Consider the following 15672-nt stretch of genomic DNA (forward strand, 5'->3'; position numbering starts at 1 on the left):
TGACGGCGAGGAACATACCCAGATCGAAGGCGTCTGGGTACGTCCACTTGTGCGTCATGGGCCTGTAACCAGTCGTCCGCCAGCGGATCGAAAGTCAAAGCTTGACAAGCTGAGCGCGTCTGATGTTTTCACTTCTTGAAGACAGCGAGGCCCGCAGGGCCGCTTTTCCGCTCAAGTGAGCGCACCTACAGCACATCTGATTTCGATCGATGAACGATCAAGGGGTGGCACCGAGTGCCACCCCTTGGAGAAGTGCAGTCGCCCATGATCCGCTCATCTGAGCGCAACCCTTATCAAGGGTGGCGAGAATCACGCTGCCACAGCGGGCCGGATTTCACCATGCGGACGGCATCTGAGACCGGAAACAGATGGAAACGCACACGTCACATGCCCAGTGCGAGGAGTCGCGCCTCCACCCGCTCCGGCGCGTACAGATGCTCCACGACCAGCGCCCCGGCGCCCAGCAGCCCGGCCCGCTCACCCAGCCGGGACGTCACGACGTCCAGGTGGGCGGTGGAGCGGGGCAGCGCCCGCTGGTAGAGCAGCTCCCGGACGCCGGTGAGGAAGGGGGTTCCGGCCAGATCACCGGCGATCATCAGGACGCCGGGGTTGAGCAGGGTCACGACCGTCGCCAGCACGTCCCCCACCCGGCGCCCGGCCTCCCGGGCCAGCGCGGCCGCCTCCGGGTGCCCGGCGGCCAGCAGGTCCCGCACGTCCGAGCCGGACGCGGCCGGCACCCCGGACTCGGCCAGCCGCCGGGCCACGGCGCCGCCGCTGGCGACGGCGGCGAGACAGCCGTACGAACCGCACCGGCACGGCGCCTCGGCGCCCACCCGGATGTGCCCGATGTCGCCCGCCCCGCCGTCGACGCCCCGGAAGATCGAGCCGTCGACCACGACTCCGGCGCCGATACCCGTGGACACCTTGACCAGCACGAACGCCGAGCAGTCGGGGTGTCCGGTGCGCTGTTCGCCGAAGGCCATGAGGTTGGCATCGTTGTCCACCAGCACCGGGACCGCGGGGGCGCCGGTGTGCTCGGTGAAGGCGCGGGAGAGACGGCCCCGTATGTCGTAGCCGTCCCAGCCGGGCATGATCGGCGGCTGCACCACCCGGCCGGTCTCGCTGTCCACCGGCCCGGGCACCGCGAGCCCGATGCCGCACACCTCTTCCGCCCGGTGCCCCGTCTTGATCAGCAGCTCACCGAACCAGCGGCCGAGTTCGCCCAGGACGGCCTCGGGTCCGTCCTCGACGACCAGGGTGCCGGAGTGTTCGGCGAGGATCTCGCCGGTCAGGGTGAGGACGGCCGCCCGGGCGTGCCGGGTGTCGAGGTCGGCGGCGAGCACGACCGCGTGGGCGTCGTCGAACTCCAGGGTGATCGAGGGGCGCCCGCCGAGCGGCGAGTCGACCGGGCCGCCGGCGCCCTCGCGCAGCCAGCCGGCCCGGAACAGCCGGTCGAGGCGCTGGCCGACGGTGGCACGGGAGAGTCCGGTGGCCTGCTGGAGCGCGCCGCGGGTCACGGCTCGCCCGCTGCGCACCAGTTCGAGCAGATCGCCGGCGCTGGCCTGACTGCTGCCCTTCGTGGCCTTGCCGGTTCTGCCGGGCCGTCCGGTCATGCACACCCCCTTGTGTTTCTCAAGTTTGCCTTACATATTGAGTTTTGCGTGTTAAATAGACGTAACCCTGCGGTAGCCACAACCAAACCCGGTCGGCCGGATGTCTTCGGGGAGCCCCGAGTGGATCGCACTGCCCAGCTCACTGCCCGTGTCACGGAGCGCGAGATCGCATACGATCCGCCGACCGCGTACACATCCCTGCACGTCAGGGCGGCCGAGGTGCTGGAGGCGAACTGGACGGGCAGCTCGACCGTGCCCTCCCGGAGCCTGTATCCGCACCAGTGGTCGTGGGACTCGGCGTTCATCGCGATCGGCCTCAGGCACCTCTCGCCGCTGCGGGCGCAGACTGAGCTGGAGACGCTGCTGGCGGCCCAGTGGGGCGACGGGCGCGTCCCGCACATCGTCTTCAACCCCTCCGTGCCCCTCGACGCGTACTTCCCGAGCCCCGACTTCTGGCGCTCCTCGACCGCGGGGCGTGCTGCGGGCGCCCCGCGCACCGTACAGACCTCCGGCATCGTGCAGCCACCGGTGCACGCGCTGGCGGCCTGGCTGGTGCACTGCGCCGATCCCGGTCTGTCGCGGGCGCGCGGCTTCCTCGCTGGGGTGTATCCGCGGCTGGCCGCCTGGCACCGGTATCTGCTGCACCGGCGGGACCTGGGCGGGGGCGGTCTGGTGTCGGTCGTGCACCCCTGGGAACAGGGTATGGACAACAGCCCCTGCTGGGACGCCCCGCTGGCCCGCGTGACCCCGGCCCCGGCCCGCTCCTTCCGGCGCGCCGACCTCGACCACGGCGCCGCCGAGGACCGGCCGACGGATCTGGACTACGGGCGGTACGTACGGCTGGCCTCGGACTACCGGGACGCCGGGTACGCCGACGGGGACGCCGGGTTCGCCGTCGAGGACCCGGCGTTCAACGCCCTCCTCATCGCCTCCGAGCACGCGCTGGCGCGGATCGCCGGGGAACTGGGCGCGCCCGGCACCGCCCGCCACGCGCGCGCCGAACGGCTGACGGCGGCCCTGGCCGAACGGCTGTGGGACCCGGCCGGCGGGATGTTCCTGTGCCGGGACCTGCTGGGCGGCGGACTGGTTCCCGAGCGCAGCGTCTCCGGCCTCGTCCCGCTCCTCCTCCCCGGCCTTCCGCGCGAGCTGGTCGCGGCTCTCGTCCGTACGCTCGGCGGCCCGCACTTCGGGCTCGGCAGCGACACCAGGCTGGTGCCGAGCTACGACCTCCTCGGTGAGGCCTTCGACCCGCACCGGTACTGGCGGGGCCCGGCCTGGTTCAACACGAGCTGGCTGCTGGAGCGCGGGCTGCGCACGCACGGCGAGCGGGAGCGGGCCGACGCGCTGCGGGAGGCGGTGCTGAGCCTCGCCGGGGCCACCGGCTTCGCCGAGTACGTCGACCCGTACACCGGCGAGGCATGCGGCGCGACCGGCTTCGGCTGGACCGCCGCACTCACGCTCGACCTGCTCCACCGGCCCGTGGGACACGACGTGTCCCCCACGGGCCCCGGCACGTTCGACAGAAGTGACAAGGGAGGGGACCGGGCATGACGGACCGGCATCATCTGCTCGTGCACGGGGCGACGTTCGCCGCCGTGGGCGACCGGGGCGACATCAGCGGGGTGCGGGGCGGCGGCTCCCCGGACGGGTTATTCGTACGGGACGCCCGGCACCTCAGCCGCTGGCAGCTCACCGTCGACGGCGCGGTGCCCGAGGTGCTCACGCCGGTCACGGACGGCGACACGACCCGGTGCGTGCTGGTGCCGCGCGGCGGCCGGCAGGAGCCGCCCGCACACACCCTCTTCCGTGAACAGGCCGTCGGCGACAGTTCGTTCGTCGAGTCCCTGCGAGTGACCAGCAACCGTCCCGCGCCCACCACCGTCCGGCTCGCCATCACCGCCGACGCCGACTTCACCGACCAGTTCGAGCTGCGCGCCGACCACCGCACCTACGTCAAGGCCGGTGCCGTACGCTCCCGCCACGTCCTCGACGACGGCATCGAGTTCGCCTACCGCCGGGCCGAGTGGCGGTCCTGTACGACCATCACGGCCGACCCCGCGCCCGAAGCCGTCGAGGAGACCGGGACCGGTGCGCGCCGCCTGGTGTGGACCCTGGAACTGGAACCCCACGGCACCACCGAGCTGGTGCTGCGCGTGATGGCCCGCCCGCACGGCGACAGGCGCGCCCTGCGCGTGCCGCGCTCCCCCGCCTCCGTGAACGAGCAGGTCCTCGCGCTGGAGGAGAGGTTCGTGGAGGGCGTGGCCTTCCCGACCGGCTGGCCGGAGCTGGCGGCGGCCTGCGCCCGGGGCCTGTCCGACCTGGCCGCGCTGCAGGTCCCGGCGACCGGGCCGGACGGCGAGGAACTGCGCGTCCCGGCGGCGGGCGCCCCCTGGTTCCTCACCCTGCTCGGCCGGGACGCCCTGCTCACCGCCCTGTTCGCCCTGCAGTACCGCCCTCAGCTGGCCGCGGCCACCCTGCCCGCGCTGGCCGCCACCCAGGCGACCGGGACCGCGGTGTCCCGGGTCGCCCAGCCCGGCAAGATCGTGCACGAGGTGCGGCACGGCGAGCTGGCGCACTTCGGGCAGGTGCCGTTCGGGCGGTACTACGGCTCGGTCGACGCGACCCCGCTGTTCCTGATCCTGCTCGGGGCGTACGTCGAACAGACCGGCGACGCCGTCCTGGCCCGCCGCCTCGAACCGCACGCCCGCGCGGCGATCGGCTGGATGCTGGACCACGGCGGGCTGACCTCGCGCGGCTATCTCGTCTACCGCGCCGACGAGGGCGGCCTCGCCAACCAGAACTGGAAGGACTCCCCCGGCGCGATCTGCTGGTCCGACGGCACCCGGCCCAGCGGAGCGGTGATGGCGGCGGGCGCCCAGGGCTACGCGTACGACGCGCTGCGCCGCACGGCGTGGGTGGCGCGCACGGTGTGGGCCGACGAGACGTACGCCGCCCTGCTGGAGCAGGCGGCGGCCGACCTCCGGGATCGCTTCCAGCGGGACTTCTGGATGGAGGAGCGCTCCTTCCCTGCGCTCGCGCTGGACGGGGAGGGCCACCAGGTCGACGCGCTGGCCTCGGACGCGGGGCATCTGCTCTGGTCGGGGCTGCTGGACAAGGAGTACGGCGAGGTCGTCGGCCGGCGGCTGCTGGAACCGGACTTCTTCTCCGGCTGGGGCGTCCGCACCCTCGCCTCCGGCCAGCAGGCGTACCACCCGCTCTCCTACCACCGGGGTTCGGTCTGGCCGCACGACAACGCGCTGATCACGCTGGGCCTGGCCCGCTACGGCCTGCACGACGAGGCCCGTACGGTGGCGCACGCCCTGGTCGACGCGGCGACGGCCGCCGGACACCGGCTGCCCGAGGTGCTGGCGGGCTACGGCCGCGACACCCATCCCGAGCCCGTCCCCTATCCGCACGCGTGCATCCGCGAATCCCGTTCGGCGGCGGCGCCGCTCGCGCTGCTCACGGCGGTCGGCGGAGCCTAGTCGCGGCGGGAGAAGGGACTTTGACCGGGCGTTTGCCCGGTGTTTGCCGAGGGCCGTGAACAGCGGACTCGGGCGGGCCGTACCGGATGACGGCGGGCCAGGCGGGCCGGGGTTCAGCCGGCCCTGTCCAGCCTCCCCAGCGTGGCCCGCCGACTCCGTCACGGGTCTCGCACGGAAGGACCTCCGGGTTGCCTCAGCACACGAGCACGCGCCAGTCATCGAGTACGGCAGGGGGAGCCGAGGCTGTCCTCGACGAACGGGACGACGAACGGGACGAGGAGCGAACGCCGGCGGCGAAAGCCGCCGGCTCCACGCAGGCCGCGGAAGACCTCCGTGAAGAGGCCGCACCGGCAGCCGCGGTCGCGGACTCCATAGCCGAGGAAGCGCCCGGGGAAGCACCCCGGGAAGCCACCGGGCAGATCATCGAAGAACCCCCAGCGGAAACCCTGGTGGAACCCACAGCGGCAGCGCCCGCTGGAGCCACCCCGGAAACCTCCACGGAAGCGCCCGAGGAAGCCGCCGAGAAGCCCGCCGCGGAACCCCTGACGGAAACCGGCGCGGCAGCGCCCGCTGAAGCCACCCCGGAAACCTCCACGGAAGCGCCCGAGGAAGCCGCCGAGAAGCCCGCCGCGGCAACCCCGACGAAAACCGGCGCGGCAGCGCCCGCTGAAGCCACCCCCGAAACCTCCACGGAAGCGCCCGAGGAAGCCGCCGAGAAGCCCGCCGCGGCGGCCCTGGCGGAACCGGGTTCGGATGCGCACGAGGGAACCGTCGCGGAAACCGCCGAGGAATCCCGTGAGGACGCCCGGAAGGACGCCCCCGAGCAGCCCGCCGAGGAAGTCACCCCCCGCCCGGCCCGCCGCAACCGGGCCTTCTGGTCCTCGCGGACGCGGCGCTGGCGGGAGGCGCACCCGACCGGCGCCCAGGTCCTCTCCGTGAGCGTCAACGTGCTGGCCACGCTCCTCGTCGTCGCCGCGCTCGTGATGCCCAACAGCGTGGTCCACCTCGGGCCCGAGAAGTTCCTGCGGATACCCGGAGAGGCCGTCATCGGCGCCGCGCTGATGCTCGCTCTGCCGCGCCGGCCCCGGATCGTGCTGGCCGCCGTGTCCGGGGTCGCGCTCGCCGCGATGACCGTGCTGAACCTGCTCGACATGGGGTTCAACCAGTACCTCGGCCGCAGCTTCAACCTCGTCCTCGACTGGAGCCTGCTCGGCGACGCGCAGTCGTACCTGGAGGACTCGCTGGGCCGCACGGCCACGCTCGCCGCCACCGCCGGTCTGATCGCGGTGATCCTGCTGCTGTTCGTGCTGCTGGCGCTGTCCACGGTCCGGCTGAGCAACCTGCTCGCCCGGCACACCGGCACCGCGACCCGCGGCACGCTGGTCGCGGGCGTCGTCTGGATCACCTGCTCCTCGCTCGGCCTGCAGATCTCCGGCGTGCCGATCGCCTCGGACCGCACCGCCGCCGGTGTGAAGATCCAGGCCCACCGGGTGGCGGACACCCTGCGGGACGAGGCGGAGTTCCAGAAGGTGGCCAAGGTGGACGCCTTCGGCAACACCCCCGGCTCCCAGCTCGTGCCCGACCTGCGCGGCAAGGACATGATCTTCACGTTCATCGAGAGCTACGGCCGCAGCGCCATCGAGGACCCGATCATGGCGCCCGGCGTCGACAAGACGCTGGACGTGCGGACCAAGGCCCTGGCCAAGGCCGGCTTCCACGCCAAGAGCGGCTGGCTGACCTCGGCGACGTACGGCGGCAGCAGCTGGCTCGGCCACTCCACCACCATGTCGGGCCTGTGGATCAGCAACCAGCAGCGCTACCGCACCGTCATGGCCAGCGACCACATGAGCCTCACCGACGCCTTCAAGAAGACCGGCGCGTTCGACACGGTCGGTGTGATGCCGGGCGTGCAGAAGGGCTGGCCGGAGCAGAAGTGGTACGGCCTCGACAAGGTCTACAACGCCTTCCAGCTGGGCTACAAGGGCCCGAAGTTCAGCTGGTCGACCATGCCGGACCAGTACGCGCTCCAGCAGTACCAGGAGCGGGTGCACAGCAAGAAGGCCGCCGCCGGCAAGTCGCGGATGTCGCTGCTCATCCTGACCTCCAGCCACCAGCCGTGGGCGCCGATCCCGAAGATGGTCGGCTGGGACCAGCTGGGTGACGGCTCGATCTTCAAGGGCATCCAGGCGGCGGGCAACAAGCCGGCGGACGTCATCGCCGACACCACCAAGTCCCGCGAGGAGTACGGCAAGTCGGTCCAGTACTCGGTGACCGCGCTGACCCAGTGGCTGGAGCGCTACGGCTCCGACGACACCGTGCTCGTCTTCCTCGGCGACCACCAGCCGATCGCCCGGGTCAGCGGCAACCACGCCAGCCGTGACGTGCCGGTCTCGATCGTGGCCAAGGACCCGAAGGTCCTGGACAAGATCGCCGGCTGGGGCTGGACGGACGGTCTGCGCCCCGCGCACAGCGCCCCGGTCTGGAAGATGAGCGCGTTCCGCGACCGCTTCCTGACGGCATACGGCTCGACCCCGCATCCGAAGAAGGGCTGAGACCGGCCCCCGGGGTCAGCCTCCGGAGGTGTCCAGCTCCGCGTCCTCGCTGATGCCCGCGCAGTCGTACGGGTCCTTCAGCCAGCCGTCCGGCAGCACCACTCGGTTGTTGCCGGACGTGCGGCCACGGGGGCCGTCCGCGCCGGCCGGCCAGGGCTGGTCGAGGTCCAGCTCGTCCAGTCCCGCGCGCAGCTCCTCCAGCGAGGACGTGATCGCGAGACGCTTGCGCATCTCGGAGCCGACCGCGAAGCCCTTCAGGTACCAGGCCACGTGCTTGCGGAAGTCGACGACGCCCTTCGACTCGTCGCCGATCCACTCGCCGAGGAGGGTGGCGTGCCGGACCATGATGTCGGCCACCTCGCGGAGCGTCGGCCGCGCGATGTTCTCCGTACGGCCCTCGAAGGCCGCCACCAGGTCCGCGAACAGCCACGGCCGGCCGAGGCAGCCCCGCCCGACGACCACGCCGTCGCAGCCGGTCTCCCGCACCATCCGCAGCGCGTCCTGCGCCGACCAGATGTCGCCGTTGCCGAGCACCGGGATCTCCGGGACGTGCTCCTTCAGGCGGGCGATGGCGTCCCAGTCGGCCGTGCCGCCGTAGTGCTGGGCAGCCGTACGGCCGTGCAGCGCGATCGCCGTGACCCCCTCCTCGACGGCGATGCGGCCGGCGTCGAGGAAGGTGATGTGGTCGTCGTCGATGCCCTTGCGCATCTTCATCGTGACCGGGAGGTCGCCCGCGCCGGAGACCGCCTCGCGCAGGATCGCGCGCAGCAGGTTGCGCTTGTAGGGGAGGGCCGAGCCGCCGCCCTTGCGCGTCACCTTGGGGACCGGGCAGCCGAAGTTCAGGTCGATGTGGTCGGCGAGGTCCTCCTCCGCGATCATGCGGACGGCCTTGCCGACGGTCGCCGGGTCGACGCCGTACAGCTGGATCGAGCGCGGCGTCTCGGTCGCGTCGAAGTGGATCAGCTGCATGGTCTTCTCGTTGCGCTCGACCAGCGCCCGGGTCGTGATCATCTCGCTGACGAACAGCCCCTTGCCACCGCTGAACTCCCGGCACAGCGTGCGGAAGGGCGCGTTGGTGATCCCCGCCATGGGGGCGAGCACGACGGGCGGCACGACGGCGTGCGGGCCGATCTGCAAGGGGGACTCGGAAGTGGGCATTGCCCCATTGTCGCGTATCGGCAATGATCATGTACCACTCATTAGTTAACCGCACTATCGAAATCGGCGTACGATGAGACCCATGCCCGAGCTCAGCCACCGCCGACGCCTGCTCGTACTCGCGATCTGCTGCATGAGCCTGCTGATCGTGAGCCTCGACAACACCGTCCTGAACGTGGCGCTGCCGTCGCTGCAGCGGGACCTGGACGCCCCCACCTCCGGTCTGCAGTGGACGATCGACGCCTACACGCTGGTGCTGGCCTCGCTGCTGATGCTCGCGGGCTCCACGGCCGACCGGATCGGCCGCCGGAAGGTGTTCACGGCGGGCCTGGTCGTCTTCTCGATCGGCTCCCTGCTGTGCTCGCTCGCGCCGAGCCTGGAGCTGCTGGTCGCCTTCCGCATGGTCCAGGCGGTCGGCGGCTCGATGCTCAACCCGGTCGCCATGTCGATCATCACCAACACCTTCACCGACGCACGCGAACGCGCCCGCGCGATCGGCGTCTGGGGTGGCGTGGTCGGAATCTCCATGGCGGCCGGCCCCATCGCCGGCGGTCTGCTGGTGGAGTCGGTCGGCTGGCGCTCGATCTTCTGGGTCAACCTCCCGGTCGGCCTCGCGGCCCTGCTGCTCACCCTGCGCTTCGTCCCCGAGTCCCGCGCGCCCAGGGCCCGCCGCCCCGACCCGGTCGGCCAGGTGCTGGTGATCGCCCTGTTCGGCTCGCTGACGTACGCGATCATCGAGGCTCCGGACTCCGGGCCCGGCACGGTCCTCCCGTTCGCCGCGGTGGCCTCGGCCGCGCTGCTGGCACTGCTCTGGTACGAGCCACGGCGCGCCGAACCCCTCATCGACCTGCGCTTCTTCCGCTCCGCTCCGTTCAGCGGGGCCACCGTGATCGCGATCAGCGCCTTCGCCGCGCTGGGCGGCTTCCTGTTCCTGTCCACGCTGTACCTGCAGAACGTGCGCGGCCTCGACGCCCTGCACGCGGGTCTGTGGATGCTGCCGCTGGCCGGGCCGACGTTCCTGTGCGCACCGCTGTCCGGACGGCTGGTGGGCAGCCGCGGGCCGCGGTTGCCGTTGCTGGTGGCCGGCGCCGCGATGACCGCGAGCGGGCTGCTGTTCGCCGCGTTCGAGGCGGAGACCTCCGATGCCACGCTGTTCGCCGGGTACGTGCTGTTCGGGATCGGGTTCGGGTTCGTGAACGCGCCGATCACGAACACGGCGGTGTCCGGCATGCCCCGGGCTCAGGCGGGGGTCGCGGCCGCCGTCGCCTCCACCAGCAGGCAGCTGGGGCAGACGCTGGGCGTGGCGATAGTGGGCGCGGTCCTCGCCGCGGGGGTCGGCTCGTCGTCGTACAAGGACATGTTCGTGTCCGCGGCCCAGCCCGGCTGGTGGATCCTGACGGCGTGCGGGGCGGCCGTGCTGGTGCTCGGTCTGGTCAGCAGCGGGCGGTGGGCCCGGCGGACCGCCGAGCGTACGGCCGAGATGCTGGAGTCGGCCGAGGTGCGGCAGGTCGTGGGGGCTTCGGAGCGGGCCTAGGGCCTGTCGCGGGGCAGGCGGGACTTTCGCAACAGGCCCTGGCCGCGGCAGATGGCCGGCGGCGAGTGCGACCGGAGGTAGGGTCCACCGACCGAGGTCAGACGTGAGGGCGAAGAACCGTGACCGATCCGCTCGCAGACCATGCCGCTCCGCTCGACGCATCCGTCGATGCGCTGTCCGACGTGCTCGAGCTGATCCACCTGCGGGGCGGAGAGCTGAGTGCGGTCCGCGCCGAAGGCGGGAAGGACGTACGCCATCGAGCCGGTGCCAGGATGCTCCACGTCGTCGAGCAGGGTCCGGTCGAACTGGAGATCACCGGCGGAGAGCGGATCCGGCTCGAACACGCTGACCTGGCACTGCTTGCGAGGGGCACCGCGCACCGGCTCCGGTCGGCCCATGGCGGGGCTTGGCTGAGCGGCAGGTTCCTCGTCGAGGAGAAGGAGGCCGTGCCGCTGCTCGCGGTGCTGCCGCCGGCCATCGTCATCCGCGACCCCGAGGCGGGGCTCGACTGGATGCCCCTCGTCGCGCAGCTCCTCGCGGCCGAGATCGCCGACCCCAGCGCCGGGTCGAAGGTGATGGTGTCCAGGATCCTGGACCTTCTGTTCATCCATGCCCTGCGTGCCTGGTCGGCCCTCGACGGAACGCTCGACCCGGGCTGGCTGACCGCGGCGCTCGACCGGCCGCTCGGGCCTGCCGTACGGGCGATCCACCGGCATCCGGAGAAGCCCTGGTCCGTAGCGGAGCTGGCCGGTCTCGCCTCGCTGTCCCGCGCGGCGTTCTCCGCGCGTTTCGTCCGTCTGGTCGGCGAGCCGCCCGGCCGCCATCTGGCCCGGCTGCGCCTCGCGCGCGCAGCCGACCGGCTCGCGACCACGTCCGAATCCGTCGGATCGATCGGCAAGGCCGTGGGATACGCCTCCGAAGCGGCGTTCTCCCGGGCCTTCGTCCGCGAGTACGGCACCGCTCCGAGAGCTTGGCGAGCGGCTCGGAAGGGGTAGGCAGCGAGCGTTTGAGCACAGAACGACAGCGAATCGATCATGTCGCTTTCCCGATCGTCTCCATAGCCTCGGTGGTGCCGGCAAGTCGCCGTACGCAGAGATTCGGATCGGACAGATGGAACGAGAAGCAGCTGCGGACACGGTCGTGCTCATCCACGGTCTGTGGATGACACCGCTGTCCTGGGAACACTGGGTCACCCGCTACGAGCAGCGGGGCCTGAAGGTGATCACGCCCGGCTACCCGGGGATCAAGCCGGGCACGGCCGGTGTCGAGGCGCTCCGAAGGGACCCGTCGCCCCTGGCGGGGCTTGGCGTGCGCGAGGTCTTCGACCACCTGGCCGAGGTCGTCGCCGCGCTCGACACGAAGCCGGTCATCATGGGGCACTCGTTCGGCGGGGCCTTCGTGCAGCTCCTCCTCGACGCCGGCTTCGGCAGGGCCGGCGTGTCCATCGACGGGGCGGCCGTGAAGGGCGTGCTGACGCTTCCGTTCAGCGAGATCAAGGCCACGTTCCCGGTCCTGCGCAACCCGGCCAACCGGAACCGCGCCGTGCCGATCACCGAGAAGGACTTCCACTACGCGTTCACGAACAACCTGAGCGTCGAGGAATCAAAGGCCGTCCATGACCGCTACAGCATCCCGGTCTCGGGCCGAATGCTGTTCCAGGGCGGTTTCGCGAACTTCACCCCGCGCGCAGCGACGACCTACGACTTCGCCGACGACGGCCGGGCACCGCTGCTGTTCATCGCCGGCGGCAACGACCACATCCTGCCGCCGGCCGTGCAACGCGAGAACTACGAGAAGAACGCCAAGCGCTCCAGGGCGATCACGGCATACAAGCTGTTCCCCGGCCGCAGCCACTACACCTGCGGCGAGAAGGGCTGGGAGGACGTCGCCGACCTCGCCCTCGACTGGGCACTCGCGCCCACGCCCGGAGACCTCGACCGGGACTGACCCGCCGCGCTCTCAGCCGGGTCCGCTCCCCTTTGCCATTTCGTGCAGCTTCTCCAAGCGCTCGCGGGTCTCCTCGTTCTTCGGGCTGTACGTCACCATCCGGGCCCCTGCCTCCGGCCCGAGCCACAGATCCGTGTGTTCCACGGTCAGGAGGCCCACGTACGGGTTGAGGAACTCCTTGGTCTTGGTGCGGGTGCCCACCACCTCGTAGCGCTCCCAGTTCTCGCGGAACTCGGGTGACACCGTCTTCAGGCGTTTGAGGAGCATCTTCCAGGCGGGCTCGCCGAGATGGCCGGCCATGCCGGCGCGCAGCCGGGCGGCCATCAGGCGCTGGGTGTCCTCCAGGTGCACGATGGCCGCGCGCCAGTCGCTGTTGGTGTGCACGAGGAGCATGCAGTTGCGGTCCTCGGGCGGGATCGCGTCCAGGTCGCCCAGGAGACGGGCGTAGGTGCGGTTGTAGGCGAGGATGTCGTAGCGGCTGTTCTGGACGCAGGCCGGGATCGGCTCCAGGGTGCGGAGCACCTCGCGCAGGGCCGGGGTGACGCTGGGGCAGCTCGCGGCGGGGGTCGGGTCGGTGGCGCCGGCCAGCTGGAAGAGGTGGGCGCGCTCGCTGGCGTCCAGCATCAGGGAGCGCGCCAGGGCGTCCAGTACCTGCACGGAGACCTGGATGTCGCGGGCCTGCTCCAGCCAGGTGTACCAGGTGACGCCGACCGCGGAGAGCTGGGCGACCTCCTCCCGGCGCAGACCGGGGGTGCGGCGCCGGGTGCCGCGGGGCAGCCCGACCTGCTCGGGCGGGATGCGCTCGCGCCTGCTGCGCAGAAAGGCGGCGAGCTCGTGCCGGCGGATCTCCGAACCCCGTGTCACCGGGGCGGCGGTCTCCTGAGCCATCGTGGTCATACCTCCAGGGTGCCGTCGCGCGGATACTGTTTCCAGGTGGTTCTTGTACCAGGACAAGAAGACTCTGGTACCAGTCTGAGGCCGCGCGCAGGCTCGGAGGCATGACAGAGACCGTCACGACCACCGCCGTCCGTACCCGGGCGCAATCCCCCGTGCTGAGCGGGCCGGGACTGTTCACCGTTCTGCTGGCCGCGGCGCTGCCGCTGGTCGACTTCTTCATCGTCAATGTCGCCCTGCCCGCCATCGGTGCCGATCTGGCCGCGGGTGAGGCCGTGCTCGAACTGGTCGTGGCCGGGTACGGGGTCGCGTACGCCGTGCTGCTCGTGCTCGGCGGGCGGCTCGGGGACCTGTTCGGGCGGCGGCGCCTGTTCCTCGGCGGTATGGCCGCCTTCGGGCTGACCTCGCTGGCGTGCGGGCTGGCCCCGGGGGCCTGGAGCCTGGTCGCGGCGCGGGTCGCGCAGGGCGCGTCGGCGGCGGCCATGCTGCCGCAGGTGCTCGCCACCATCCAGGCCGCGACGAGCGGCGGCCGGCGGGCCAGGGCCATGAGTCTGTACGGCGCCACGGCCGGGCTGTCGATGGTGGCGGGGCAGATCCTCGGTGGTGTGCTGGTCGCCGCGGACATCGCCGGGAGCGGGTGGCGGTCGATCTTCCTCGTCAATGTGCCGGTGGTGCTGCTGGGGCTGGTGCTGGCCGTGCGGTTCGTACCGGAGACCCGGTCACAGCGCCCGGAGCCCGTCGACGGGCCCGGCACCGTCCTGCTCGCGGTGTCCCTGCTGACGCTGCTGGCTCCGCTCACCGAGGGTCGGGCGACGGGCTGGCCGCTGTGGACGTGGCTGTCGTTGGCCGCGTTCCCGCTCGCCGCGGCCGCGTTCTACGCGGTGGAGCGGCGGGCGGACCGGCGCGGGCGGACGCCGCTGGTGCCGCCGAGCCTGTTCGCGCATGCGTCGCTGCGGCGGGGGCTGGTGCTGATGCTGCCGTTCTCGATCGGGTTCAGCGGGTTCATGTTCGTGATCGCGCTGGCGCTGCAGCAGGGGGCCGGGCTCGGGCCGGTGCAGGCGGGGCTCGCGCTCGTGCCGATGGCCGTGGTGTTCCTGTTCGTCTCGCTCGCCGGGCCGCGTCTCATCGCCCGGTTCGGCACCCGGGTGGTCACCGTCGGCGCCGGCGTGCAGGGCGTGGGCGTGCTGCTTATCGTCCTGGCCGCCTGGCGCGACTGGCCGCACCTGGACTTCGGCTCGCTGCTGCCGGGCGCGGCCGTCGCCGGAACCGGGCAGGCGCTCCAACTTCCCAACCTGATGCGGATCGTGATGTCCGAGATGCCGCCGGACCGGGCGGGTGTCGGCAGCGGTGTGATGGTGACCACCCAGCAGTCCGCGCTCGCCCTGGGCGTGGCCACCCTCGGCACCCTCTTCCTCACCCTCGTGCCACACCAGGGCATGCGGGACGCGCTGGTCATCACCCTGCTGGTGCAGCTGGCCGGGATCGTCCTGACCGGTCTGCTCAGCCTGCGGCTGCCCCGCACGGTCGGCTGAGCCGGGACACGGCTTGGCCAACTCGCCGCGAACGTCTCCCTGTCGATGTTGGTCCTGCTGCACACTCCTGCCGTCGAGGTGTGCCGGACGCGGGGAGGCGTCATGCCGCAGGACAACAGCACGAGCAAGGTGAGCCGCTGGGACCAGCACGGCAGGGAACACGTGGTCCGGGTGTGGCGCACGGGTGTGCAGCGCACGATCAGATGCGACACCTGCGGCTGGCGCAGGAGCGTCCAGTTCCTGCCCTGGCTGAAGGCGGAGGAGCATCTGGCCGAGGCCCATCAGGCGACGGTGGACCCGGCGGGCAGCGGGCAGCCGTCCCGCTGACGGCCGGCACGGGCGATGACTTCCGGCGGTGACAGGAGTCGTACGGACGACGACGGCTGACCGGAGGTCCGAGGGCCATGACCGCACTGCACGACACCGTGCGCCGGTACGTGGACGACGGGACCGTGCCCGGCCGCTACGGCTGCGTCGGCGGCACCGGGACCACGGCCCACCTCGTCCCCGCCACCGGCACGTTCACGCTGCTCCTGACCCAGGTGGGCATGGCCGACCCGACCCCGACACCACTGATTCGGGACTTCTGGAGGTGCACGGCGGGGGGGCTGGCGCCTGTCGTCCGTGCGGGGAACGAGTGGCCTCCGGTTGGGGGAGTTCAGGTGGCCCGCCTGTCCGCGGGCCTTCGATACTCCAATGGTCATTTCCCTACACCTCGCCAGAAAAGGGAACAGAATGTCACGCTTGGCGCATTCAGCGCACCGTGTCCGCCCGGGCGCAGCCGCCCTCACCACCGCCACCGCCGTCCTCGCCGCCTGCGCCGTGCAGTGGGCGCCGGCGGCCGTGGCGGCCCGGGGACCGGGGGGGGGGGGGGGGGGGGGGGGGGGGGGGGGGGGGGGTGGGGGCGGGGGGGGGGGGGGGGGGGGGGGGGGGGGGGGGGGGGGGGGGGGGGGGGCG

At 71.9% G+C, this 15672-nt stretch carries 12 protein-coding genes and 1 pseudogene (1 of these 13 only partly in view); 10 read left to right on the forward strand and 3 right to left on the reverse strand.

Going from position 1 to position 15672, the window contains the following annotated elements:
• Positions 1-383: 383 nt before the first annotated feature.
• Positions 384-1613: an ROK family transcriptional regulator gene (locus AC07DS_RS04005; protein ID WP_479142456.1), complete on the reverse strand. Its 1230-nt coding sequence runs from the start codon at positions 1611-1613 to the stop codon at positions 384-386.
• Between the two features lie 120 nt (positions 1614-1733).
• Between AC07DS_RS04005 and AC07DS_RS04010 the strand changes: the two genes are divergently transcribed.
• The 3 genes from AC07DS_RS04010 (at position 1734) to AC07DS_RS04020 (ending at position 7650) form a co-directional block, all read left to right on the forward strand.
• Positions 1734-3164, forward strand: coding sequence for an MGH1-like glycoside hydrolase domain-containing protein (locus AC07DS_RS04010; protein WP_479142458.1), 1431 nt, complete (start codon positions 1734-1736; stop codon positions 3162-3164).
• On the forward strand, positions 3161-5098 hold the full coding sequence (locus AC07DS_RS04015) for an amylo-alpha-1,6-glucosidase (RefSeq protein ID WP_479142459.1): 1938 nt from the start codon (positions 3161-3163) through the stop codon (positions 5096-5098). Before AC07DS_RS04010 ends, AC07DS_RS04015 begins: the two co-directional genes overlap by 4 nt.
• Positions 5099-6033: 935 nt before the next feature.
• A complete protein-coding gene (locus tag AC07DS_RS04020) occupies positions 6034-7650 on the forward strand; it encodes a sulfatase-like hydrolase/transferase (RefSeq protein WP_479142890.1) in 1617 nt (538 codons plus the stop codon).
• 15 nt (positions 7651-7665) lie between these two features.
• On the opposite strand, the gene dusB is transcribed toward AC07DS_RS04020, so the two are convergent.
• The gene (gene dusB, locus AC07DS_RS04025) at positions 7666-8808 is read right to left on the reverse strand and encodes a tRNA dihydrouridine synthase DusB (RefSeq protein WP_479142461.1); all 1143 of its coding nucleotides are present in this window, start codon (positions 8806-8808) and stop codon (positions 7666-7668) included.
• 82 nt (positions 8809-8890) lie between these two features.
• On the opposite strand from dusB, the gene AC07DS_RS04030 reads away from it, so the two are divergent.
• From AC07DS_RS04030 to AC07DS_RS04040, 3 genes are all read left to right on the forward strand, one after another.
• A complete protein-coding gene (locus tag AC07DS_RS04030) occupies positions 8891-10342 on the forward strand; it encodes an MFS transporter (protein WP_479142463.1) in 1452 nt (483 codons plus the stop codon).
• Positions 10343-10461: 119 nt separating this feature from the next.
• Positions 10462-11337, forward strand: a complete 876-nt coding sequence (locus tag AC07DS_RS04035; RefSeq protein ID WP_479142464.1) for a cupin domain-containing protein — start codon at positions 10462-10464, stop codon at positions 11335-11337.
• Between the two features lie 115 nt (positions 11338-11452).
• Positions 11453-12289 carry an alpha/beta hydrolase gene (locus AC07DS_RS04040; RefSeq protein WP_479142465.1) on the forward strand — a complete coding sequence of 279 codons (837 nt, stop codon included), beginning with the start codon at positions 11453-11455 and terminating at the stop codon, positions 12287-12289.
• 12 nt (positions 12290-12301) lie between these two features.
• Here the strand turns inward: AC07DS_RS04040 and AC07DS_RS04045 are convergent, their stop codons facing one another.
• Entirely contained in the window at positions 12302-13186 is an 885-nt protein-coding gene (locus AC07DS_RS04045; RefSeq protein WP_479142467.1) for a helix-turn-helix transcriptional regulator, read from the reverse strand.
• Positions 13187-13287: 101 nt separating this feature from the next.
• Here AC07DS_RS04045 and AC07DS_RS04050 point away from each other — a divergent pair, with 101 nt between their 5' ends.
• The 4 genes and pseudogenes from AC07DS_RS04050 to AC07DS_RS04065 form a co-directional block, all read left to right on the forward strand.
• Positions 13288-14715: an MFS transporter gene (locus AC07DS_RS04050; protein WP_479142469.1), complete on the forward strand. Its 1428-nt coding sequence runs from the start codon at positions 13288-13290 to the stop codon at positions 14713-14715.
• 102 nt (positions 14716-14817) lie between these two features.
• Positions 14818-15042, forward strand: a complete 225-nt coding sequence (locus tag AC07DS_RS04055) for a hypothetical protein (protein WP_479142470.1) — start codon at positions 14818-14820, stop codon at positions 15040-15042.
• 113 nt (positions 15043-15155) lie between these two features.
• Positions 15156-15320: pseudogene (locus tag AC07DS_RS04060) on the forward strand (serine hydrolase domain-containing protein); the annotation flags it as partial.
• A 130-nt stretch (positions 15321-15450) separates the two neighbouring features.
• Positions 15451-15672 carry the beginning of a PQQ-dependent sugar dehydrogenase gene (locus AC07DS_RS04065; RefSeq protein ID WP_479142471.1) on the forward strand. 1077 nt of this gene lie beyond the right edge of the window, so the window shows 222 of its 1299 coding nt (coding positions 1-222); the start codon lies at positions 15451-15453; its stop codon lies beyond the right edge, outside the window.

This window comes from Streptomyces sp. NPDC044064, assembly GCF_056434245.1.